Origin of the sequence: Pseudomonas sp. PS01297 (genome assembly GCF_029959305.1) — a bacterium.
Classification (GTDB): domain Bacteria; phylum Pseudomonadota; class Gammaproteobacteria; order Pseudomonadales; family Pseudomonadaceae; genus Aquipseudomonas; species Aquipseudomonas helleri.
The window spans coordinates 81549-105725 of sequence record NZ_JASCPQ010000002.1 but is presented as its reverse complement, the minus strand read 5'-3'; the positions used below and the strand labels follow the sequence as shown (position 1 = coordinate 105725).

Genomic DNA, 24177 nt, shown 5'->3' with positions numbered 1-24177 from the left:
CGCATGAACATCACCGTCGGGGCCAGAACCACGGTGGGCGGCGTGGTGGTGTCGGGCTGGGAACTGATGACAATCAATGACCAGATACTGGCCCGCGAAGGTGACAGCATCGAGTGCCCGGTGTGCGGCAGCACAGGCGTTATCGTACTGTGCGGTCCGCGCCATGATGAATCACTGGGAGGGCGACAAGCCGCGCTAGAAGGGGATTTGTGCCAGTGCCTCTGCCGCCCTGCGCCGCGACTGATCCCTGATCAATACATCAGAGGCCAAGTGCTGGGAGATGCCAGAGGGCCTCAGCAGAGTTACATGGAGTATTTGGCTCAGTGGCCCGAATCGCCGGCACCTAAAAAAACAGCGCCCGCCAGTGCTGAGCCCGAGCTGGAAGAAGAGGACGAAGAAGAGGAACTGGAGTCCGGCATCACCCTGCATGTGGGCTTGTTCTTCGATGGCACCGGGAATAACCAGGGCAACAGTGAAGCGGCGAAAGGGTGCCTGGCCATTAGCTTGGGTATGGGTGAACAGGAAGGCGCGGATATACGTCAGCATTGCGCGAGCTTTGGCTTTGACGGTAAAGGAAACTCGCCGGATAACAGCTATACCAACGATGTCACCAATGTGGCGCGGCTTTATGACTTGTATCCGGATCATGCGGATACGCAATTGCCGCAAGGAACAGAAGAGGCGTTTCTCAGTGTCTACCTAGAAGGTATCGGTACAGTCACGGGGCAAGCTGACTCGGTCTATGGCCAGGCCAGCGGTCAAGGCAGCACTGGTATTGTGGCGCGAGTTGAGCAAGCGCCTGCCTTGATTTTGGAGCAGATTCGAAGGCTGCAAAAAATTAATCCCGGCATAAAAATTTGGCGAATCGTCTTCGACCTGTTTGGTTTCAGCCGTGGCGCTGCTGCCGCACGGCATTGTGCCAATGACTTGTTGAAGGGGCCGAAAAGCCTTATCGCCCAATCGATCCCTCCGGGAACGAAGGGCATGTCAGATGGCTTTAGATGGCGCCACCGAACAGATTTCAACCTCAACTTTATCGGCCTGTTTGATACGGTGCCTGGGGTGGTTGCACCCTTAAGCGGCGACTTTAGCCCGCACAACGCCAGTAACCCGGGCCTTGACCTGCACCTTGCCCCTGGTATTGCGCGCCATGTGGTGCAATTTGTGGCGCGCCACGAATATCGTCATAACTTCTCACTGGTTCGTACCGACAATGACATCGAGCTGCCCGGCGTCCACTCCGATATTGGTGGCGGTTATTTGCCTTTGGCCACTGAAAAAGTGCTGCTGAGTAAACCCCAGAGCAGTCAGGTGCCTGTCGACATGCCAGAAACCTCCACGGTCGCTTATGACCGAGCCCGTCAGCTCATGGGGGTAATGCTGCCGGACATGGAGCCCTATCTGCAGCGCTGGAGTGTCGACACATGGGCGGTGGTTCTGCCTTATAACAAACGCCGTGACATGTTTGCCGAGAAACGCGTGTACGCCGCCCTTCGCAGTGAGCGGCAAGTGCATGGTCAGTTGTCACTGATTTACTTGCGGGCCATGCGCGAGCTGGGAATACGAAACGGGGTTCCTTTTGTATCCATTGATGATCGAAACCCTGCATTGGCGCTTCCTGCTGACCTGCACGACATTGCCATCAAGCTGCAAGCGTATGCCGTCGGCGACAGCTTTCCCGGACTGACCCATGAAGAGGTGGCCTTACTACAGCGCAAATACGTCCACTTATCGGGCAATTGGAATGCCGCCTGGGGCAAGCACAACAGCGACATTGAGGTGCTGTTTATTAATCGGCCGGCTGCGGGCGGTAAACGGGCGGTGCATCCCAATGAATAAATTCAAGCTGCTAGTAATGTGCGGTGTACTTGGGTTGATTGTGGGCTGTGCCAAGGGCAGCAACGGGCTGCCCTATGATGGCTGGCGGCTTGGACTGTTCGCTCCCAACTATATGGAAGTGTGGATCGAAACCGCAGATGCGGTGGATGTGCGAGACCGTGTCTTCAGGCGTGCTATGAATGGAGTGGCCGCAATTCAGACTCCGAAAAACCTCAAAGGTAATCCTCGTGGCTGGCCCGGCTACCCCGGTTGGGGCGCCGGCAAGTATGTTTACGGGGCAGCGGTACCACGCCTGATCTATGTGCGCTGGCAGTCGTTGGTGGAGCCGCAAACCTACGAGGCTTATATCGTGATCCCCACAGCCATTCAGCAGGCCATGGTCAAGCCTGAAAAAGCCTTTTGCGAGTTCGATGCCAAATGGATCACCGGTTACCGCAAAGGCGTGACCGTAGGGTTGGCCCCCGGCGGTATTGCCAAGGTGTGGATTTCAGGCCCTTGCGTCAGCCCAATCGAAGTGGCCAGGGTTCAGGGAGAAGTAGTGAAAGAAGGACCTTATGGCGGGAAGTCCGAAGGCCATCATTTCCCGCTTGGCGAAACGTCAAAAGCCTACATCGAAAAATACGGGGTGCCTTATGGCTCTTGGTAAAGGGCCGCCGCACGTGGGCGGAGCATCCCAATGACTATATTCAAGCTGCTATGGGTGTGCGTTGTGCTTGGGTTGATGGCGGGTTGTGCCAAGGGCGCTAATGGGCTGCCCTATGATGGTTGGCGACTTGGACTATTCGCACCTAACTACATGGAGGTGTGGATCGAAACCGCAGATGCGGTGGATGTGCGAGACCGTGTCTTCAAACGAGCCATGAGCGGAGTAGCCGCTATTCAGACTCCGAAAAACCTCAAGGGTAATCCTCGTGGCTGGCCAAGTTATCCCGGTTGGGGTAAAGGTAAATATGTTTACGGGGCTGCTGTACCACGCCTGATTTATGTGCGCTGGCAATCATTGGTAGAGCCACAAACCTACGAGGCTTATATCGTGATCCCCGAAGCCATTCAGCAGGCCATGGTCAAGCCTGAGAAAGCCTTTTGCGAGTTTGATGCCAAATGGATCACTGATTACCGCAAAGGCGTGACCGTAGGGCTGGCACCCGGCGGTATTGCCAAGGTGTGGATCTCGGGCCCTTGCGTCAGCCCAATCGAAGTGACCAGGGTTCAGGGAGAAGTAGTGAAAGAAGGACCTTATGGCGGGAAGTCCGAAGGCCATCATTTCCCGCTTGGCGAAACGTCAAAAGCCTACATCGAAAAATACGGGGTGCCTTATGGCTCTTGGTAAAGGGCCTCCGAGGCGACACTGCGGTGTTCAGCAGCGGATGACTCACTACGCGCCACTGGCCATGGCTTTAGCATGTCAGTGCGCGACAGGGTTCGTGTCAGCTTTCAAACCCGCCTTCCAGGGCGTGTATTCAATTCGGTGCACCAGGCTGGTCAAACCCGTGGCCTTGAAGCCCGGCATGGCGCTCATGTCGGTCTGTTTGCAGCGGGCGATCAGGGCGCGGAGTAAAACATCGTCCTGTTTGAATTCGGCCCGGCGCAGTACATGAGGGGCCAGGCTGGCCGCGCATTCCTGTACATGGCCACTGTTGTCGGTCATGACAATCAGGGTTGCGACACCGATGCTGTCGACAGGCAGCGGTGTGAACAGTTGCTGGTACAGAAAATCGTCTTGCGTCTTGGCTTGCACGGCCTCGTCGCGTTTGAGGCGTTGCTCGTCGCTCATCCCGGTCAGTGGGCCAACCGCTATCGGCGCAACCACTGTTGCCGTGCGCTTCTTTGGGTTGATTAATGACGATGGCAATTCGGGGAGTACGGCCGTCCAGCAGATTGGCAGCAGGTCTTTGGCCAGTTTTGCGTTGTAAGGGTAGAGTTTCGGGTCGAATTTGCGGTTGATCTGGGTATCGCAACCGATCACCCGATTATGTTCATCCAGGGTGATTTTCAGATTAAAACTGCCAGTGCGGCCCTCGGTATTGGCCAGATTGCCTGCAGGGCGCAGCACCCTGGTCATCAGCACTTCGTACAGTGCGCGTTGCCGGGCCTGATCATTTTCCTGCGTGGGAGTGAGCGTAGTCGCGCTGGTATCCGTGGCAGTGGACTGGCAGCCCGCCAGCAGCAGGCCAGCAAGCGTGAGGGGGAATGCGCGTTTGAACATGACGATCCTTGTGCGAGAGACAGGCCCGGTCGAGTGTTTGTCGACGTTTAGCGGGCCGCAGTCTATCTCAGTCAGGGTGCTTCATGCACATGAGATCTATTCGTATTTATGGGGCGTAGCGTCATTGGCGTTTGAGGCCGAACGCGGGCCTGCAAAGCGGAGGCGCCTGAGCGCCTCCGGTTAACCGCAATGGATCAGAACAACCATTGAGCGCCGATGGAGTAGCCGGTCTGGCTGCCTTCATCGTTGCCCAGGCGGCCATTGATCTCGGCATACAGCCCCAGTTGCGGGGTGATGGCGAGTTGGCTGCCGAGCTGGGCACGGCCATAGCTCTTGTCGACGCTGCCCAGGTGCGCGCCGCGTGCCTGGCCGTCGGCGCGGCTGGTGAGGAGGATGTCATCCAGACGCCCGTCACCCATTTCCTTGACCCAGGCGATGTCGCCGTAAGGTTGCAGACTCATACCGGCCGGCAGGTCGAACGTGCCGCGGGCACGCCACCCGAGGCTGGCTTGCACAGAGTCGAAGCTCTGCTCTTCGTAGCTCAGGGCGGTGCGCAGGTCTTGTTTCTCGTGAAACTTGTCGATGCGGTAGTGGCTGTAATCCAGGCCTGCAAACGGGCCGCTTTTGAGCGCGCCGAAATCAAAGTCATAGCCGCCGATCACGCGGGCACCCAGGCTGAGTGCGTCCGTCTTGCCGGTCAGTTTCTGGCTCAGCAGCACAGGGCCGCCGTTGGCCTGAATCACCAGATTACGTTTGCTGTCGAACTGGGTAGTGCCAGCGCTCAAGTCACCGGCCAGCCAGAGTGGGCCGCCATCGTTGAGCAAGGCGTAGACCGCTGCCTGCCAGCTTTCGCTGTCGAGTTTGCCGCCGCGTTCCAGTTTGTCGCGCCCGTTCAGGTAGCTCAGGCTGGCGCCCACGCTCAGGCTGGAGGTCAGTTGGTAGTCGCCCAGCGCATGCAAGCCAAGACGGCGACCTTCGTTGAACGGCCCGCTGTCTGCGCTGTATTCGCCATCGATACCGATTTCACCATCAAAACTGCCGACGTCGCGGCTCGCGGCTTGCAACGTCAACCAGCGGCGATCCAGCAGATTGACCTGGGCCTGATGCTGGCGTTGCAGGTTGTCTTGCTGAGCGCGTGCGACCGCGCCGCCCGAGGCGGTGGAAGCCATCAAGTCAGCGTTGGTCAACTCCAGCACCAGACGGCTGAGCAGTCGCGAATAGTCGCGCAGGCGCTGGTCGATGCGTTCCTGGCCGAAGGCGTTGGTGAGCACAGCTTCGTTGTCTTTCTTCGGGTCATGCCAGGTCGAACCGCCAGGGATGGCCGGGTTATCGGTCTGGGTGTAACCGTCCAGATCCCCCAGTTCCCAGTTGGTGGCCTCAACGTAGAGCACCGGGATATTCAGCTTTTCAAACGATTCGCCATCACTGCAGCAACCGGTGCCCGCCGGGTAGGCGGCATCGAGGCCAGGGTTGCTGAACAGGTTGATGTTGAGTTCTTTGGCGAGCTTGAACGCATGCTCACGCAATGAGGCCAGGCCCGGATTGCTGACGCTGTTTTTGCCGGAGTGGGCGTACATCATGTCGCCGGTAATCAGGCTGTCGAGGTTAATCATGGCCAGCATGTTCTCGCGCTGGCTGGCGCTCAAGCTGTTGACGAAGGCTTTGGAGCCTTGCAGGCCTTCTTCTTCCGCACCAAAGCCAATCACTTGCAGGCCGTACTCGAGCGGTACGCCGTTGAGGTTACGGGCGATTTCGGTGAGTACGCTGGCGCCAGAGCCATTGTCATCCAGGCCTTGCAGGGTCGGGCGGCCAAAGTACGTGTCGAAATGCGCACCGACCACCACGTATTGCGGTTTAGTGCCCGCCGCGTAGGCCACCACGTTTTGCGAGCTGCGACTGTTACCCGCCCCCCAGGAAAAATCCTGGCGGCTGATGCTGTAAGCATCGCCCATCTGGCTTTGCATCCAGTCGGCGGCACCGGCAAAGTTGGCCGTGCCACGGTAGCGGCCAGGGTAGTCGTTAATCAGCTTATCGAGGGTAGTTGCAGCATGTTCGCCGTAGTTATAGGCATGGCCTTGGGTTGACAGCAGGGCGCCGGCAACGCTGACAGCGAGTGCGAGGGGTTTGATCACAACGTCTTCCTTGGAGTTATTAGAGGTTTAGCGATTTATCCTGTTGCAGGATGTGCGCCCTCTATTGGGCGTGTAGGGCAGATTGACGCACTGTATTAAGCCTTTGTCGCTCCTGTATAAACGGGCGCACTTTTTTGCGCCCGAACACGATCATCCCGATCAGGGCGTGACTCAAAATCGGGCAGGATTATGCGGCAGTGATGCGAAAAGTAGCACTGTGCTATCGGCTGTTCAGCCCATAAACGTCACATAGACCGACCCCTGTAGGAGCGAGCTTGCCTCGCGATCTTTTGATCTTTAAAAGATCGCGAGACAAGCTCGCTCCTACAGCAGGCTGCAGCCTATGGCATCAATGCAGAATCTGGCTCAAGAACAGCTGGGTCCGTTCGTTCTGCGGGTTATCGAAGAAGGCATCAGGCGCTGCCTGCTCGACGATTTCACCTTTGTCCATGAAGATCACCCGGTCGGCCACGGTGCGGGCAAAGCCCATTTCATGGGTGACGCAGAGCATGGTCATGCCGTCTTCGGCCAGGCCGATCATGGTGTCCAGAACCTCTTTGACCATTTCCGGGTCCAGTGCTGACGTCGGCTCATCGAACAGCATGATGGTGGGCTTCATGCACAAGGCGCGGGCGATGGCCACGCGCTGCTGTTGACCGCCAGACAACTGGCCGGGGTACTTGTGGGCTTGCTCCGGAATACGCACGCGCTCCAGATAATGCATGGCGATTTCTTCGGCCTGGCGCTTGGGCATCTTGCGCACCCACATCGGCGCCAGCGTGCAGTTTTGCAAAATGGTCAGGTGCGGGAAGAGGTTGAAGTGCTGGAACACCATGCCCACTTCACGGCGAATCGCTTCGATCTGTTTGAGGTCGTTGGTCAGTTCCACGCCATCGACCACGATGCGGCCTTGCTGGTGCTCTTCAAGGCGGTTAAGGCAGCGGATGGTGGTGGATTTACCCGAACCCGACGGGCCGCACAGCACAATTCGCTCGCCCTGGTTAACGTTCAGGTTGATGTCTTTCAACACGTGAAACTGGGCGTACCACTTGTTGACGTCCTGCATCTGGATAATCCCGGCAGGGCTGACAGGGTGTTTGTTTGCTTGATTCATCGCAGAACTCCTAACGTTTATGACCGGTGTCGAGCTTGCGTTCCAAATGCATGGAGTAGCGCGACATGCCAAAACAGAACATCCAGAACACCAGGGCGGCAAACACATAGCCTTCAGTGGCCATACCCAGCCATTTTGGGTCGGCGGCGGCTTGCTTGACGCTGTTGAGCAGGTCAAACAGACCGATGATGATCACCAGGCTGGTGTCTTTGAACAGCGCAATAAAGGTGTTCACGATGCCCGGAATCACCAGCTTCAAGGCTTGCGGCAAAATCACCAGGCCCATGCTGCGCCAGTAACCCAGGCCCATCGCCGCGGCTGCTTCGTACTGGCCTTTGGGGATGGCTTGCAGACCGCCGCGCACCACTTCAGCCACGTAGGCTGACTGGAACAGAATCACGCCGATCAGCGCCCGCAGCAGCTTGTCGAAGTTCATGCCTTCGGGCAGGAACAGCGGCAGCATCACCGACGACATAAACAGCACCGTGATCAATGGCACGCCGCGCCAGAACTCGATGAAGGTCACGCACACCACCCGGATCGCCGGCATGTTCGAACGGCGTCCCAATGCCAGCACGATGCCCAAGGGCAACGCGCCCGCAATGCCGACGGTGGCGATCACCAGTGTCAGCATCAGGCCGCCCCACTGGCTGGTCGACACGCTGGTCAGGCCCCAATAACCGCCATGCAGCAGGGTGAAGGCCAGAACCGGGTACACCACCAGAAAGCCCAAGCCGTAAATGGCCTTGTGCGTAAAGCGTGAGATAAACAACGGCGCTGCGCCGATGACGGCCAGCCACACGGTCAGGTCGACGCGCCAGCGCAGGTCAGCGGGGTAGTAGCCATACATGAACTGCCCGAAGCGCTGCTGAATGAACACCCAGCAAGCGCCTTGCCCGGTGCAGTCGGCGCGGGTGCTGCCTGTCCAGTTCGCGTCAAGGATGGCCCACTGCACCAGCGGCGGCACTGTCAGGTACAGCAGGTAGAACGCCAGCAACGTCAGCAGGGTGTTGAAACCGCCACTGAACAAGTGGGTACGCATCCATGCCATGGGGCCGAACACTTTGTTCGGGGGCGGCAGGTCGGGTTTGAAATGATGAGTCGTCATGGCCGTCTCCTTAGCGTTCGATCAGCGCGATGCGCTTGTTGTAAACGTTCATCAGCAAAGAAATGCTGATGCTGATCGCCAGGTACACGCTCATGGTGATCGCAATGACCTCTATGGCCTGGCCGGTCTGGTTGAGCACCGTTCCGGCAAACAACGAGACCATTTCCGGGTAGCCGATCCCGGCCGCCAATGACGAGTTTTTTGCCAGGTTGAGGTATTGGCTGGTCAGCGGCGGAATGATCACCCGCAGCGCTTGCGGGATGATCACCTTGCGCAGCGTCGGCCCGGGGCGCAGGCCCAGGGAGCGTGCGGCTTCGGTCTGGCCGTGGCTGACCGAGGTGATGCCCGAGCGCACGATCTCGGCGATAAACGCTGCGGTGTACACCGTCAGCGCCAGGGTAAGCGCCAGCAGCTCCGGGATCAGCACCCAGCCACCGACAAAGTTGAAACCCTTGAGCTCGGGCATTTCCCACTGCAGCGGCGCGCCAAAAATCAGCGCACATACCCCGGGAATCACCAGCAGCAAGCCCAGCCCGGCCCAGAACTTATGGAACGGTTGGCCGGTGGCTTCAAAGCGTTGGTTGGCCCAACGCATCATCAACCCGACAGCAACGAGGGCAAGCAGCACGCTGCATGCAAAGGGCCAAAAGCCGTCAGCGGCCAGCGCCGCAGGCATGTTCAGGCCACGGCTGCTGACAAAGAAGGTGTCATTGAAGTGATGGCTATTGCGCGGCCCCGGCATGCTCAGGAACACCGCGAAGTACCAGAACAGGATTTGCAGCAGCGGCGGAATGTTACGGAATACTTCCACATACACCGTCGCCAGTTTGTTGATCATCCAGTTGGGGGACAAACGCGCCACGCCGATGATGAAACCGAGGAGGGTGGCCAGGACCACGCCAATTACCGTCACCAGCAGGGTGTTGAGCAAGCCGATGACAAAGACTCTGGCGTAGCTGTCCGATTCTTTGTAATCGATTAAATGCTGCGCGATACCGAAACCGGCACTGCGCTCAAGAAACTCGAAACCCGAGGTGATCCCTCGGTGTTGCAGGTTGGTCTGGGTGTTATTGAACAGGTACCAGCCCAGTGAAACGACCGCCACAATCGTAATGATCTGAAACAGCCACTCACGCACTTTGGGATCGCTGAAGCGCAGCTTCTGCTTGGGTGCGTCGATTAGGTTTTGCATGGAATGCCCCGGAAAAAAGCAACAGAACATCGCCCGGCGATCAACCGCCGGGCGACAACGCATTCAACGATCAGCGCACAGGCGGTGCGTATTGAATGCCGCCGTTGTTCCACAGCGCGTTCAGCCCGCGGTCGATTTGCAGAGGGCTGCCTTTGCCCAGGTTTCGCTCAAAGACTTCGCCGTAGTTGCCGACTTGCTTGACGATCTGCACCACCCAGTCCTTGCGCAGCTTCAGGTCTTTGCCGTATTCGCCGTCGGCACCCAGCAGGCGGGCTACGTCGGGGTTCTTGCTGGTCTTGGCTTGAGCTTCCACGTTCTTCGACGTAATGCCCGCTTCTTCAGCGTTGAGCATGGCGTAGCCCACCCAGCGCACAATGGCCAGCCAGTCGTCGTCACCGTTGCGCACGATAGGGCCCAGCGGCTCTTTGGAAATGGTTTCTGGCAGGACGACGTAATCGTCAGGGTGGGCCAGTTTGCTGCGCTGTGCGTAGAGTTGGGACTTGTCGGAACTCAGCACGTCACAGCGGCCGGACTCCAGCGACTTGGCGCTTTCATCGGAGGTGTCGAAGGTGATCGGGCTGTACTTCAGCTTATTGGCGCGGAAGTAGTCGGACACGTTCAACTCAGTGGTGGTCCCGGCGAGGATGCACAGGGTTGCTCCGTCCAGTTCCTTGGCACTTTTTACACCGAGCTTTGTGTTGACCAAAAAACCAACGCCGTCGTAATAGGCGATAAATCCGGGGAATTTCATGCCCATTCCTGCATCGCGGGAGCTGGTCATGGTGGTGTTGCGCGACAAGATGTCGATTTCGCCCGATTGCAGGGCAGTGAAACGCTCCTTGGCATTCAACTGGCTGAATTTGACCTTGCTGGCGTCACCAAACACGGCGGCCGCCACCGCGCGGCAGACGTCGGCGTCAATGCCCAAAATCTTGCCGTGGGCATCCGGTACCGAGAAGCCCGGCAAACCATCGGAGACACCGCATTGGATAAACCCTTTCTTCTGGATGGCGTCCAGCGTGGCGCCCGCCGAGGCCCCATTGGCAAGACCCATCAGGGATGTGGCGGCGAGTGTGAGCCCAGCAAGTTTCAATCTATTCATTCCAATGCCTCAAGTGATGTTTCATTGTTGTTATCAGTTGCTTGAGTGTCTTCGCGTTCAGATAAATATTGAGCGAAGCAGGTGCCAGCCTCATTAAATGTGCGGCACTAAGTCGATAAAAGCTTAAATACGCTGACAAGAGCGCGTTTTATAAACCGCCTTCAATAGTGTTTTTTATTCACAGTGATGCCAGAGAGTGTCGATGCCCTTGCGTGAATAAGTTCTTGAACCAAAGACGCCCACACTAAACCTTGTGTTGTTCCACCGGCATAAGTTGCTCCGGCGGCAACACGATTAAATGCACACCAATGCACAATCGACAGCCCATCTTGAGTACCGGGCCGGGCACATTCAATGATCTGTAAGTTGTCACTTTCAATCGCCTTGGCATACGCGTGCGGGAAATGCCGGGCAACAGCGGCCAGGCAGGCGGTGAGTATGTGTTGTTTATCCGCCGGGCTTGCATCGGGTGGCACCTGGCCGCCGGAGACCAGAATGTGGCCTGCGTCCAGGCGGCAATTCATGACACCGATTGGCAACGCGTAATGCAACTTGACCCCGCGCAGGTCGGCGCCTTCGTTGCCGACAGCGATCAATTTGAAAAACCAGCCGGTGATCGGTAAGACGTCTGGTTGCTCAACGCCCATGGCGGTGATGACGAAGTGTTCTCTGCTCAGTTCGGTTATTTGCCCCCGGCTCAGACGCTGAGGCCGGAACTGAACCCCGGCGCGCTGCAAAAGCGTCACCAACTCGGCCATCACCTCGACAAACGCCAGGTCGTAGCCCGACACCTTAATGGCGCGGCTGATCCCGGGGATTGCATACCTGGCCTCAAATTGCTGCTGGCTGATCTCAACAAGGTCACCGCCCGGCCTGCCACTCGGCCAGGGTGAGCGTTCAATCGCGCGTTGCTCGCCAATTGCCGCGTCTACGCCTTCGTCACCTTCCCGATAGGCGCGCACAATCCCCGCCTTGGCGAAGGGGCGCAGTGACGGGTTGTCAGCCAGGAGCTTTTCAAACAGCTCGATGCCTGCGCGGTTGCACGCAATGGCCAAGTGTTGGTTGGCGGGGAGCAGGTAGTCGTTATGCAGCGGCTTTGCCGCCGTCTCCGTTGCAGACAGATGGCGCATATTGACGTTCTTGTGACTGGCGCCATCGCTTTCCTGATCTCCGCCGTAGACCGTGACCTGATAATTCGCCAGGCGGCACATCACCGCCTGGAGCAGGCCATTGATCCCCCTGCCAATGATCGACACGCTGGGCGCTCCGGCCTGTACCGGCTTGGTCGGAATCATCAATGAGCGGGCACATTGACGCCTGACAAGGCCGCGCAAGGCGGTGAGGCTCAGTTGCACGCAGACGGCGTAGTCAAGGTCGCGATGGCAGGCTTCAGTGGTTGCCGCCTGCGTCGTCAGCGTCGCCGGCTGGCACCACGTTGAGGTGCTACAACCGAGCGCCAGGGTGCGCAGACGAAAGGCGTCCAGTGTTGCGGGCCCGTAGTCCACGATTAACTGGATGCCTTGCGCTTGTGCCAGGGCCTGCAACGCCGCATCGCTGAACACCTCCGGTTTGGCGACACAGACCACACGGGCCTGGGAGTGCAGGCTCTCAATGAGGGCCCGGTCAATGCGCTGTGTGGAGTCCTCATTCAGCGACAAACAGATCGCAACGGCGTGCGCCCCTTGCAGTGCTTCAAGCCAGTCAGCGACAAATGAGACCCGGCTGATTGGCGCTGGCGTTTGGCCGGGGCGTACTAACACCGTGATCCGGATCTCCGGGTTTTGCTCAAGTAACAGGTTGACCAGCGCTTTGCCGACATTGCCGTAGCCCAGCACGCTAACAGCCTGTGCTGTGCCGCCATCGGCCAGTGTCAGCCAGTGCGCGATATAAGCCGCGACGTGCGGCGCGTTGACCCCCGGCGTATTGATCACCCGAACATGGTTGGGCGCGCACAGGTCCAGTCGCACTTTGTCCAGGCTCGCCCCCCTGCGAATCAGCACAAGATCGCCGAACGGGTGGCACGTTCGCCACAGGTCAATGACCTCGGCATCAATGCTTTGATCCCCGACAACGAGGGTTGACGGGCGCAGCAGTGCGATCTGTATCAGCAGCGTTTGCCGGGTTAAGGTCGGGGGCAGAAAGATCACATTGCTGGGTGCATCGGCTTTCCAGTCACTGGACACCGGCGCGATATGTAAGATGTTTTCGGTAGTGGCAATCAGTGATGCAGCAACTGGCGGAACGCAAGAGAGCCTCATGGCGTTATCTCCAACACTTCTGACCTGTTAATGCCTCACGCAGAGGCACTTAATAAAGTTGGCGTTGCAACAGTAAGCATGGGGTTTGTATGGGGGGTGAATATAGGGATTAACGTCAAGGGACTTCGAGTGGGATATAACCAAAGTTCAAGGCAAGTTGGATCGTTACTAATGTCTTGAACGTGATCATGATTAAGTCCCGTGTGATTTAAAAATGCGTCATCTAATTACTTCGGCAAAACTAGCAGTAACTAGCATCAAGGTCTGTAGGACGCTTCCTAAATTTCAGGATTACTTAATGTGGGTGCCGCCTGCGACACCCACAACACCTCTAAGGGCGCCAGCCCAGTTGGCTGGAGATTTGTTGCGAGGCTTCCATCAGTTGTTTGACGTAGTCCTGTTTCAGTTCTTCGCGAAAGCGAAAGCACGGAAAGGACACGCTCATGCCACCGATCACATGACCAAAGCGGTCCCTGATCGGCGCCGCCAGGCAGCGCATGTTGTCTTCGAATTCCTCATGGTCTTCGCCATAGCCTTGCTCGCGCACTAGCGCCAGTTCGTGCAGGTACTCATCAATGCTGGTGAGGGTGTTGGCGGTACGACGCTCAAAACTTTCTTCGCGCAGGTGCGCGAGCAACTCGTCTTCTTCCAGCCAGGCCATCAACACTTTGCCGATCCCGGTGCAGTACAGCGGGGCACGGCGGCCGATGCGCGAGTACATGCGCAGGTTGTATTTGGAGTCGATCTTGTGCACGTAAACGATGCTGCCTTCATCAAGGATGCCCAGGTGCACGGTCTCGCCGGTCAGCTCATTGATGCGCCGCATGCCCGGTTCGGCTTCGCGCACGATGTCCAGGTGGGGCAGGGCCTGGGCGCCCAGTTCGAACAGGCGAACGCTGAGGCGGTAGCGGTCTTCGGCATCCTGGACCACATAGCCGCGGGCTTTGAGCGACTGCAAAAAGCGGTAAACCGTGCTTTTTGACATGTCCAGCTTTTGCGCGATTTCTGACACGCCGCTTTCTTCAGGGTGCTCGGCCAGGGTTTCAAGCACAGCCATGGTCCGGCCTACGGCCGACACCAGTTCATTGTTCTGGGTGGTGCTGTTGTCCATGGAGGCTCCAACACAATTAAAAAAAACAAGGATATACCCTGGCGAATCGAAACGCTGTTCCATTTTGCTTGACGGTGTAGGAATTAGGATTAGAATCGGCCACAAGCTAAAAAATGAAACGCCGTTTCGAAAACAATAATAGCGCTGCACAAGACCCTCCCTTACGGGTCTGCGTTGACGCAAAACACAAGGCGCGCAGTGATGACAGTAATGCTCGGGCATTGCCCACAGGCCGAACGATCCCGCCCCCTCAAGGTGGCGTTGATTGGCGAGTGCATGATTGAGATGCGCGGTGAGCCGGGCGCGACGTTCAGCCAGACCTTTGGCGGCGACACGCTGAATGCAGCGGTCTATCTGGCCCGTGTCAGCCAAGGCAGCGCGATGGGTGTCGACTACATAACCGCTGTCGGTGCCGACGCTTTCAGCGTTGCCATGCGCCAGATGTGGCGCGACGAAGGCGTGGGTGACCAGCATGTTCGGGTGATCCCCGATGCACTGCCGGGGCTGTACTTTATCCAGACCGACGACCAGGGCGAACGCCGTTTTGCCTACTGGCGTGGCGAAGCCGCCGCCCGCCGGGTGTTCGACGGGCCGCAAGCCGATGCCTTGCTCAGTGCGTTGGCCGATTATGACTATGTGTATGTCAGCGGCATCAGCCTGGCAATCCTCACGGCCGGTGGCCGCGAACGCTTGATGCAAGCCCTGAGCCTGGCCCGAGCGGCCGGTACGCGCATCGTCTTCGACAACAATTACCGCCCCCATTTATGGCCCGACGTGCACGCCGCACGCCAGGCGTACAGCGACATGCTGCGCCTGACCGACTTGGCCCTGATCACCTGGGAAGACGACGCCGCGCTGTTCGGTTATGCCGATCACACAGAACTGTTTCGCGCTTATAAAGCCTTCGGCGTAGGCGAAGTCGCGCTTAAACGTGGCGCGGCCTCGTGTTTGATTCAGTGCGCGGCGGGGCACGTTGAAGTGCCCGCCGAACACGTGCAGCACATCGTCGACACCACAGCGGCGGGCGACTCGTTTAGCGCGGCGTACCTTGCTTGCCGTTTGCAAGGTGGCGAGCCCGCACTGGCGGCGCGCTGGGGCCATCGGCTGGCCGCGCAAGTGGTGCAACACCCCGGGGCGCTGATCCCGCGCGCGGCCATGCCGACACTGAGCATGCCCGCATTGTCTTCTGTGGCTGAGGCTTGAGCGTATGAAAATTGTTGAAGCGCGGGTGATCGTTAGTTGCCCTGGGCGCAACCTGATCACCCTGAAAATTGTCACCGACTCCGGCCTGTATGGCATCGGCGACGCGACCTTGAACGGCCGCGAAATGGCCGTGGTGGCATACCTTGAAGAGCACGTTTTGCCTTCCTTGATCGGCCGCGATGCGCAGCGTATCGAAGACATCTGGCAGTACCTGTATCGCGGTGCCTACTGGCGCCGTGGCCCGGTGACCATGACCGCGATTGCCGCCGTTGACGTGGCGTTGTGGGACATCAAGGCCAAGGCCGCCAACATGCCGTTGTACCAGTTGCTGGGTGGCAAGAGCCGCGAGCGAGTCATGGTGTACGGGCATGCCACGGGCAAGGACATCGACGGTTGCCTGGAGGAAGTCGCCCGCCATGTTGAGCTGGGTTACAAAGCCGTGCGCGTGCAGTGCGGGATTCCGGGCATTGCCACCACGTATGGTGTGGCCAAGCGCAGTGGTGAACGCTATGAACCGGCCGACAGCGACCTGCCCGCCGAGCATGTGTGGGACACCGCCAAGTACCTCAACCATGTGCCCAAGCTGTTCGCCGCCGTGCGCGAGTGTTTTGGCGATGATCTGCACATTCTGCATGACGTCCATCATCGGCTGACGCCCATTGAAGCCGGGCGTCTGGGCAAGGCCGTCGAGCCGTTCAACCTGTTCTGGCTTGAGGACTGCACCCCGGCCGAGAACCAGGAGGCTTTTCGCCTGATCCGTCAGCACACCACCACACCGTTGGCGGTGGGCGAGGTGTTCAACTCGATTCACGACTGCCGCGAAGTGATTCAAGAGCAGTTGATCGACTACATCCGCGCCACGCTGGTGCATGCCGGTGGCATCAGCCACGTGCGACGGATCGCTGATTTTGCCGCGCTGTACCAGGTGCGCACCGGGTTCCACGGCGCCACTGACCTTTCGCCAGTGACCATGGGCGCGGCGCTGCACTTCGACACGTGGGTGCCCAACTTTGGCATTCAGGAACACATGCCCCACGACCCGCTGACCGAGGCCGTGTTCCCCCACGCTTACCGCTTTGAAGACGGCCATTTCACCCCCGGAGAAACCCCGGGCCATGGCGTGGATATCGACGAAACACTGGCCGCTCAATACCCCTACAAACGCGCCAGCCTGCCGGTCAACCGCCTCGAAGACGGCACGCTCTGGCACTGGTAACACACCGTTTAAAGCTTTTTGCGCGACTGTTTAATAACTATAAAAAATTGGGCGTCATGCCTTGGCAGGAGTTATCCGATGAAAGCGTTTCAAGTGAGAGCACCTTTTGAGTTCGGCCTGGCTCAGGTTGAAGTCCCGCAGGTCGCCCGTAATGAAGTGAAGGTCGATGTGGCCTACGCCGGTATCTGCGGTTCGGATCTGCACATCATTCACGGGCAGAATGCCTTTGTGCGGTTCCCCCGCGTCACCGGCCATGAGTTTTCGGGCGTGGTGCACGAAGTGGGCGAAGGCGTAGAGCACATCAAGGTCGGTGACCGCGTGTGCATCGACCCGGTGATCAGTTGCGGCACCTGCTACCCGTGCCGCATCAACCGGCCCAACGTGTGCACCCAGTTGCAAGTGATCGGCGTGCACCGCGACGGCGGTTTCAGCGAGCAAGTCAGCGTGCCGGCGAGCAATGTCCATCGCCTGCCAGACTCGATGTCCCTCAGCCACGCCGCCCTGGTCGAACCTTACTCCATCGCCCTCAACGTACTGGATCGCATGCAGCCGCACCCCGGCGACAGCCTGCTGATTTACGGCGCCGGCGTGATCGGCCTGACCCTGGTGCAAATGGCCCGCGCATTGGGGTTGACCGACATTACGGTGACCGACGTGATTGACGAGCGCCTTGAAACCGCGCGCGCGCTGGGCGCTACCCGAACCCTCAACGGCAAGGACGTCGACGTTGAAGCGACCATGCGTGAACTGACCGAGGGCCAGGGCGTGCCGCTGATTGTCGATGCCGCCTGCATCCCGGCATTGATGCCACAAATGGTGCGCCTGGCCTCGCCGGCGGGGCGGATTGGCCTGCTGGGGTTCAACGCCACGCCCACCGACCTGGTGCAGTTGGAGATGATCAAAAAGGAACTCACCCTGGTGGGTTCGCGCCTCAACAACCGCAAGTTCCCACGGGTGATCGAACTGATCGCCAGCGGCAAATTGCAGGTTCAGGAAATGATCAGCCACCGCATCGGCTTTGATGACATGCCCGAGGCGATCGCCCTGATCGAAAACCACCCCGAACAAACCCGCAAAGTGCTGGTGCAACTCAACACCGCTCATTCCTGAACACCTCAGCTCCATGTGCCCGCTGCTGGGCACCCTCACCGAATAAACATAAAAAGCGGGAGGTTCCAATGTTTGGTCAAGGTCGTACGTTAATCATCATCATGCTGTTCCTGGCAGGCGTCATTAACTACCTGGATCGCTCGGCATTGTCCGTGGCAGCCCCGTTCATCCAAAAAGACTACGGTCTGACCACGGGTGAAATGGGCATGATCTTCAGTAGTTTTTTTGTCGGCTATGCCGCCTTCAACTTTATCGGCGGCTGGGCGGCCGACCGCTATGGCGCCAAAACCACGCTGCTGCTGGCGATGGTGCTGTGGTCGCTGTTCAGTGGCTTGACCGTGCTCACGGTCGGCTTCATGTCGCTGGTGTTTATCCGCATTCTGTTCGGCATGGGCGAAGGCCCGCTGAGCGTGACCACCAGCAAAATGGTCAACAACTGGTACACGCCTAAACAACGGGCGCGGGCGTTGGGCTCCTCCATGTCGGGCACCCCGTTGGGGGGCGCGATTTCCGGGCCGGTGGTGGGCTTTATTGCCATCAGCTACGGCTGGAAGGTCTCGTTCATCATCATTATGTTGATCGGCCTGGTGTGGGCGGCGGTCTGGTACAAGTTCGTCAAGGACAAACCTACCGGCAAGGTTGCGCAAGAGATTGCCGAAGGTGAAGGCCAGAGCGACATGGCGGCGCTGCCGGTGCATCCGCTGCGTTACTACCTCAAGCAACCGACGGTGCTGTTCACCTCGCTGGCGTTCTTCTCGTACAACTACACGCTGTTTTTCTTCCTGACCTGGTTCCCCAGCTACCTGACGATGGCCCACGGCCTCAACGTTAAAGAGATGAGCATCGCCACGGTCATTCCCTGGGTGCTGGGCTTCCTCGGGCTGGCGCTGGGCGGGTTTATCTCCGACTTCGTGTTCAAAAAAACCGGGCGCATGATGTTCTCGCGCAAAGTGGTGCTGGTCACGTGCTTGCTGGCCTGTGCGGTGTGCATCGGTTTCGCCGGTATCGTCAAAACCCTGTACCCGGCGGTCGCGCTGGTGGCCTTGGCGGTGTTCTTTCTGTACCTCACCGGCGCCATTTACTGGGCGATCATCCAGGACACCGTGCCCGCCGCACGGGTGGGCGGAGTCAGTGGCTTCATGCATTTTCTGGCCAACACCTCGGGCATCATCGGCCCGACCCTGACCGGCTTTCTGGTGCAGTTCACCGGCTCGTTCACCAGTGCCTTCTTGCTGGCGGGGCTGCTGACCATCATCGGTGCCGTGTGTGTGGCGCGTTATGTCCGACCGCTGCCCGTCACCGACGTTGCTGTGCCGCCAACAGACACGGTTGTGCCGCGCCCGGCGCTGTCGCAGCCCTGAGCTTTGAGGAAAGTCGCGATGCCTGTTGTTCAGCGTGTGCCCTCGGTCGCGGCCGAGGCCGAAGTCGGGATTGTGCATTTGGGTCTGGGAGCGTTTCACCGCGCTCATCAGGCGGTGTATGTGCAGCGTCATCTCAATCGCCACGGTCACAGCGCCTGGGGCGTGTGCAGTGCCAACCTGCGCTCCAACCGGGCGCTGGTCGAGCAATTGCGCGAGCAGCACAACCGCTATGCGGTGGCGGAGTACCAGGACCGCGAACAGGTGACCTTGCGCGACATCACGGTGGTGCGTGAGGCGCTGTTTGTCGGGGATGGCGGGCAAGAGCTGGAGCAACTGTTACAGCGCATGGCCGACCCGAACACCCGGATCGTCACGCTCACAGTGACCGAGAAAGGCTATTACCTGAGCCCGGCCAGCGGGCAGTTGCAGGTGCAAGATCCGGCGATCATTCACGACCTTGAACACCCGCAAACGCCGCGCACTGCGCCGGGGATTGTGCTCGAAGCCCTGCGCCGACGGTTCCAAGCGGGCGTCCCGGCATTCACCGTGTTGTGTTGCGACAACATGCCCGACAACGGCCAGCGCACCCGCCAGGCCGTGAGCGGTCTGGCGGCTGCACACAACCGTGAGCTGGCGCAGTGGATTGAACAGCAGGTGGCGTTTCCGGGCTGCATGGTCGATCGCATCGTGCCCGCCATGGACGCCAAGGCCTTCAACCGGCTGGCCCAAGAGCTCGATTGCCATGACCCGGCGGCCGTGGTGTGTGAGCGCTTCAGTCAGTGGGTGATCGAGGACCACTTCCCCCAAGGGCGCCCGGACTGGGAAGTGGAGGGCGTGCAGATGGTGGCCGATGTCCGGCCTTTCGAAACCATGAAGCTGCGCATGCTCAACGGCAGCCATTCGTTGATGGCTTACATCGGGCTGCTGGCGGGGCATGAGTCGGTGTTCGAGGCCATCAGTGACCCGGATCTGCTGCGCTTTATCCGCCACTACATGAATGAAGAAGCAGCGCCGACTCTGGACATGCCCGACGGCATTGATGTGACGGGTTATGCCCGCGATCTGTGCGCACGGTTTGCCAACGACAGCCTGCAACATCGCCTGCGGCAGATCGCCATGGACGGTTCGCAAAAATTGCCGCAGCGCTGGTTGCAAGGCGCCCGGCAGTTGCTCGATGCGGGGCAGCCCATCGACTGCATCGCCCTCGGCGTGGCGGCCTGGATTCACTACTGCACGCAGCCTGTGGCGGGCGGCGTGATGCACATTGTCGACGACCCGTTGAGCGCCACGTTTGCCGATCTAGCCGGGCGTTATGACGGCGCGGCGCGGGTCGATGCTTTTCTCGATCTGGAGCAAGTCTTCCCGGTCGAGCTGTCTTCGCGAGGCGCTTTTCGCGAGGCCGTGCAGCGGGCTTACAGCGCCCTGCAACACAGCGGTATGCCTAACCATTTAAAAACCTTTGCAGCACACAACGAATAACAAGGGAGACACACATGGAACAGACGTGGCGTTGGTTCGGCCCCCAAGACCCTATCTCACTGGCCGATGTGCGACAGACCGGTGCGACCGGCATTGTCACCGCCCTGCATGAAATTCCTAACGGCCAAGTGTGGCCGGTGGAGGCCATTGCAGCGCGTAAAAAAATGATCGAAGCCGCCGGTTTGACCTGGTCGGTGGTCGAGAGTATTCCGGTGCACGAAGACATCAAGCGCGGTTGCGGGCGCCGTGACGAATACATCGCCAACTACCAGCAAAGCGTGCGTAACCTGGCGGCCTGCGGCATCGATATCGTCTGCTACAACTTTATGCCGGTATTGGACTGGACCCGCACCGACCTGGCCTGGGAACTGGAAGACGGTGGTTGGGCGCTGCGTTTTGATCAAACCGCCTTTGCCGCCTTCGACCTGTTCATTCTTCAACGTCCGGGCGCGCAGGCCGAGTACAGCGCCGACGATATTCAGCAGGCCAAAGACTACTTCGAGGCTCTGACACCGGCGCGCAGCGAAGCCTTGGTCAACACCTTGATCGCCGGGCTGCCGGGGGCAGAAGAACACTACACGCTGGACAGTTTTCGAGCGTTGCTGCGCACCTATGACGACATCGATGAAGCCAAACTGCGCGAGCACTTGGGGCACTTTTTGCGTGAAGTGATCCCGGTGGCTGAAGAAGTGGGCGTGCGCATGGCCATCCACCCGGACGATCCACCGCGGGCGCTGCTCGGCTTGCCGCGCATTCTCTCGACGGCCCAGGACGCGCAATGGTTGCTCGACGCAGCGCCAAGCCCGGCCAATGGGTTGACCTTCTGCACCGGCTCTTATGGTGTGCGCGAAGACAACGACCTGGTGGCCATGGCCAAGCAATTTGCGCCGTTCATTTACTTCACCCACCTGCGCTCAACCCGCCGCGAGGCCGACCCGCGCAGCTTCCACGAAGCCCACCACCTGGGCGGCGACGTCGACATGGTTGGCGTGATCGGCGCGTTGGTTGAAGAAGAACTGCGCCGCGAACGCGACGGCGGCCCGCGCCTGCCCCTGCGCCCGGACCACGGCCATCAGCTACTTGACGACCAGCACCGCAAGAGCAACCCCGGTTACTCCTTGATCGGTCGCCTCAAAGGGCTGGCGGAAATACGCGGTGTTGAACTGGCGATGCGTCAACAGCTGAGCTGACCCTTGATCGCAGCCTTCGGCAGCTCCTACAAATCTGTAGGAGCGAGCTTGCCTCGCGATCTTTTGACGTGATCAATACGCAAAAGCACTGCGGTGCTTTTGCACAAATTCTTCCCAGCGCACCGGCTGGCGGCCGGTAATGGCCGTGAAGTTGTCAAACGTGTCCTGGGTACCCGGGATGCTGTTGGCGGCCATGCGTTTAAAGTTGTCATACACGCAACTCATGTACGCCATTTCGGCACCGGCTGCGCGCATGTTTTCCAGGAACACTTCGGGTGGCTGGGCGTCGTAGCGAAACGGCTGGCCCAATACCCGCGTCATGATGCTGGCCACGTCACCGTACGATTGCACGTCGTAACCCAAACGATAGGTCTGACCGGCGTGTGTGTCCGGGTGCAACAGCGCTTGCGCGGCCACGCGGGCAACGTCTTCGCCATCGACCCAACTGAACGGCGTGTCGCCGGTGTACTGCTCAATCACCCCGGATTTCACCGCTTGAGTGCCGTCATAACTCAGCAGGTTTTGCATAAAGCACTCAGGGCGCAAGTGGGTGAACGAACAGCCCGACCACTCAATGTACCGCTCCACCAACTGGTGCCAGGCCCAATGCCCGATGCTGGCGTCGTCACGGCCGCAGGCGCCCAAATGCACGATGTGCTGCACCCCGGCTTTTTTCGCCTGGTCCACAAACACTTTGCTTTGGCGCAGCATGTCGACGGTGTAGCCGGTCACCAGCAAGACCCGGTCGATGCCCTGTAAGGCGGGCGCCAGGGTTTGTTCTTTATCAAAGTCCATGATCACGCTGCGGATGCCGCGCGCCTCGAACGGTTGGGCTTTGGCGGTTGAGCGCACCGCCGCGACCAAAGTGATGCTGTCGTCGTCCTGCAACAGGCGCAGCGTGTCACCGCCGATCTGGCCCGTGGCGCCGGTGATTAAAACGGTGGGTTTTTGCGAGGTCATAAAAGCGCCTGTGGGGTGAGTAAAGTCGTGGCGCTGAGCTTACTGGGGAAATGGGGGCGTATTTACGATACCTTTTACCGAATTAAGTGAACTGAGTTCATCAGTAAGAGGCCGTCATGTTTTCTTCCGAGCGCTTGAAGGGTATCGATGTGTTTGTCTGCGTCAGCGACTCGGGCAGTTTCAAGGCGGCGGCCGAGCGCATGAACCTCACCGCGTCTGCTGTCAGCAAAGGCATCGCACGGCTGGAAAGCCGCTTGCAGGTGCGCCTGTTCAATCGCACCACCCGGCGCCTGGCCCTGACCGATGCGGGCACGGCGTTTTATCGCACGTGCACGGCCGTGCTGGCGGATCTGGAAGAAGCCGAGTTGACGCTGCACGCCGACTCAGCGCAGCCGCGCGGGCGTATTCGCATCGACCTGCCTGCCGCCTTTGGGCGTTTGCAGGCGTTGCCGGTGGTGTTGGCGTGTGTGCAGCAGTACCCGCAGTTGCAGCCTCACCTGTCGTTTTCTGACCGGTTTATCGACCCGGTGGAAGAAGACGTGGACGTGGTGGTGCGCGTGGGCGGCCCGGACGTCTGGCCGGCGGCGTGGGGGCACCGTTATCTGGGCAGCGAGCGGCATGTGTTCTGCGCTTCGCCGGCTTACCTCAAGCAACACGGCGAGCCTATGACCGAGCGCGATCTGGAGCACCACGTGTGCGTGGCGTATGGTCGCGCAGACGGCACCGTCAGCCCTTGGCGTTTTGTGGGCAAGCAGGGCGCCGCCATGGAGCGTCGGGTGATGTCAGCGCAGTACATCGTCGGTGATGGCGAGGCGCAGGTCATCACGGTCATGGCCGGTTGCGGGATCGCGCAGTTGCCCACCTGGCTGATCAAGCAACAACTGGCCGAAGGCAGCCTGGTCGAAGTGCTTCCGCATCTGGCGAGCGAGGGGCTGGCGATACACCTGGTGTGGCCCAAAAACCGTGACGCGCTCCCCAAGGTCAAGGTGCTGCTGGATGCGCTGGCGCAGGGCTTGATGCCCGGCTTACAGCGGTAGTACCCGGTCATTGATGACGTTCTTCATCACCAGCGTCGACACCAGCCGCTGCACGTTGGGCAGCGAGGTGAGGTGTTCGTCGTAAAGGCGCTGAAAAGCCGGCAAGTCTTTGGTGATGACTTGCAGCAAGTAGTCCGGGTCGCCAAACAGGCGCTGCGCTTCGATGATCTGCGGGATCTGTGGCAGCGCCGCCTCAAAGTCGGCAATGGCCTGGCGGGTGACTTCGCGCAGGGTCACGAACACGATCGCAGAAAAGCTCAAGCCCAGTTCCTTGGGCGCCAGCAGGGCGCGATAGCCCAGGATCACCCCCGACTCCTCCAACGCCCGCACCCGTCGATGGCACGGCGAAAGGCTCAGCCCCACACGTTCTGCCAGTTCAGTGAGGGACAAGCGGCCATCGGCGTGCAGCTCAGCGAGAATCTTGCGGTCAATTCGATCCACGTGGAAGAACCTTCTAGGTTGATAGCGCTCTAGGGGTATAAACGAAAGATAATCCTATCAGCATTTCCCTATTCTTCTACGGGCTGCCCACGCTCAAAACGGCGTGGTGCACACCCCT

Annotated in this window: 20 protein-coding genes; 10 read left to right on the top strand and 10 right to left on the bottom strand. The window is 59.3% G+C overall.

The genetic code is table 11. The features are described 5' to 3' along the window. Positions 1-3 precede the first annotated feature (3 nt). The 3 genes from QMX84_RS01505 to QMX84_RS01495 are packed head-to-tail and all read left to right on the top strand — an operon-like array spanning position 4 to position 3169. The gene (locus tag QMX84_RS01505; protein WP_282362940.1) at positions 4-1839 is read left to right on the top strand and encodes a DUF2235 domain-containing protein; all 1836 of its coding nucleotides are present in this window, start codon (positions 4-6) and stop codon (positions 1837-1839) included. Continuing rightward, a complete protein-coding gene (locus QMX84_RS01500; protein WP_282362939.1) occupies positions 1832-2485 on the top strand; it encodes a DUF2931 family protein in 654 nt (217 codons plus the stop codon). The genes QMX84_RS01505 and QMX84_RS01500 overlap by 8 nt, the downstream gene beginning before the upstream one ends. Before the next feature lie 30 nt (positions 2486-2515). Continuing rightward, on the top strand, positions 2516-3169 hold the full coding sequence (locus tag QMX84_RS01495) for a DUF2931 family protein (RefSeq protein ID WP_282362938.1): 654 nt from the start codon (positions 2516-2518) through the stop codon (positions 3167-3169). 75 nt (positions 3170-3244) lie between these two features. Here the strand turns inward: QMX84_RS01495 and QMX84_RS01490 are convergent, their stop codons facing one another. The 8 genes from QMX84_RS01490 to kdgR form a co-directional block, all read right to left on the bottom strand. Next, positions 3245-4045 (bottom strand): hypothetical protein, encoded by an 801-nt coding sequence (locus tag QMX84_RS01490; protein WP_282362937.1) that lies wholly within the window; start codon positions 4043-4045, stop codon positions 3245-3247. A gap of 194 nt (positions 4046-4239) precedes the next feature. Beyond that, positions 4240-6177 carry an autotransporter domain-containing protein gene (locus tag QMX84_RS01485; RefSeq protein ID WP_262126400.1) on the bottom strand — a complete coding sequence of 646 codons (1938 nt, stop codon included), beginning with the start codon at positions 6175-6177 and terminating at the stop codon, positions 4240-4242. A gap of 349 nt (positions 6178-6526) precedes the next feature. Beyond that, entirely contained in the window at positions 6527-7291 is a 765-nt protein-coding gene (locus tag QMX84_RS01480) for an amino acid ABC transporter ATP-binding protein (protein WP_282362936.1), read from the bottom strand. Between the two features lie 10 nt (positions 7292-7301). After that, positions 7302-8399, bottom strand: coding sequence for an amino acid ABC transporter permease (locus tag QMX84_RS01475; protein WP_262126402.1), 1098 nt, complete (start codon positions 8397-8399; stop codon positions 7302-7304). 10 nt (positions 8400-8409) lie between these two features. Beyond that, complete coding sequence (locus tag QMX84_RS01470) at positions 8410-9591, bottom strand: amino acid ABC transporter permease (RefSeq protein WP_282362935.1); 1182 nt, start codon at positions 9589-9591, stop codon at positions 8410-8412. A gap of 70 nt (positions 9592-9661) precedes the next feature. Next, complete coding sequence (locus QMX84_RS01465; protein ID WP_262126450.1) at positions 9662-10645, bottom strand: amino acid ABC transporter substrate-binding protein; 984 nt, start codon at positions 10643-10645, stop codon at positions 9662-9664. Positions 10646-10854: 209 nt separating this feature from the next. Then, on the bottom strand, positions 10855-12951 hold the full coding sequence (locus QMX84_RS01460) for an FAD-dependent oxidoreductase (protein ID WP_282362934.1): 2097 nt from the start codon (positions 12949-12951) through the stop codon (positions 10855-10857). Positions 12952-13282: 331 nt separating this feature from the next. After that, positions 13283-14062 carry a DNA-binding transcriptional regulator KdgR gene (gene kdgR / locus QMX84_RS01455; RefSeq protein WP_048367132.1) on the bottom strand — a complete coding sequence of 260 codons (780 nt, stop codon included), beginning with the start codon at positions 14060-14062 and terminating at the stop codon, positions 13283-13285. A 201-nt stretch (positions 14063-14263) separates the two neighbouring features. Here kdgR and QMX84_RS01450 point away from each other — a divergent pair, with 201 nt between their 5' ends. The 6 genes from QMX84_RS01450 (at position 14264) to uxuA (ending at position 21621) form a co-directional block, all read left to right on the top strand. After that, positions 14264-15265 (top strand): sugar kinase, encoded by a 1002-nt coding sequence (locus QMX84_RS01450; RefSeq protein WP_153337862.1) that lies wholly within the window; start codon positions 14264-14266, stop codon positions 15263-15265. Between the two features lie 4 nt (positions 15266-15269). Beyond that, positions 15270-16481 (top strand): D-mannonate dehydratase ManD, encoded by a 1212-nt coding sequence (manD, locus tag QMX84_RS01445; protein ID WP_282362933.1) that lies wholly within the window; start codon positions 15270-15272, stop codon positions 16479-16481. Between the two features lie 78 nt (positions 16482-16559). Beyond that, positions 16560-17591 carry a Zn-dependent oxidoreductase gene (locus QMX84_RS01440; RefSeq protein WP_123751382.1) on the top strand — a complete coding sequence of 344 codons (1032 nt, stop codon included), beginning with the start codon at positions 16560-16562 and terminating at the stop codon, positions 17589-17591. A gap of 68 nt (positions 17592-17659) precedes the next feature. Next, positions 17660-18952: an MFS transporter gene (locus QMX84_RS01435; RefSeq protein ID WP_153336573.1), complete on the top strand. Its 1293-nt coding sequence runs from the start codon at positions 17660-17662 to the stop codon at positions 18950-18952. An 18-nt stretch (positions 18953-18970) separates the two neighbouring features. After that, positions 18971-20431 (top strand): mannitol dehydrogenase family protein, encoded by a 1461-nt coding sequence (locus QMX84_RS01430; RefSeq protein ID WP_282362932.1) that lies wholly within the window; start codon positions 18971-18973, stop codon positions 20429-20431. A 14-nt stretch (positions 20432-20445) separates the two neighbouring features. Continuing rightward, the gene (gene uxuA, locus QMX84_RS01425; protein WP_282362931.1) at positions 20446-21621 is read left to right on the top strand and encodes a mannonate dehydratase; all 1176 of its coding nucleotides are present in this window, start codon (positions 20446-20448) and stop codon (positions 21619-21621) included. A gap of 72 nt (positions 21622-21693) precedes the next feature. On the opposite strand, the gene QMX84_RS01420 is transcribed toward uxuA, so the two are convergent. Then, complete coding sequence (locus QMX84_RS01420) at positions 21694-22581, bottom strand: SDR family oxidoreductase (RefSeq protein WP_282362930.1); 888 nt, start codon at positions 22579-22581, stop codon at positions 21694-21696. Between the two features lie 116 nt (positions 22582-22697). Here QMX84_RS01420 and QMX84_RS01415 point away from each other — a divergent pair, with 116 nt between their 5' ends. After that, entirely contained in the window at positions 22698-23618 is a 921-nt protein-coding gene (locus QMX84_RS01415) for a LysR family transcriptional regulator (RefSeq protein ID WP_282362929.1), read from the top strand. Here the strand turns inward: QMX84_RS01415 and QMX84_RS01410 are convergent. Continuing rightward, complete coding sequence (locus QMX84_RS01410; protein WP_048367120.1) at positions 23607-24059, bottom strand: Lrp/AsnC family transcriptional regulator; 453 nt, start codon at positions 24057-24059, stop codon at positions 23607-23609. The genes QMX84_RS01415 and QMX84_RS01410 overlap by 12 nt on opposite strands. Positions 24060-24177: the final 118 nt, after the last annotated feature.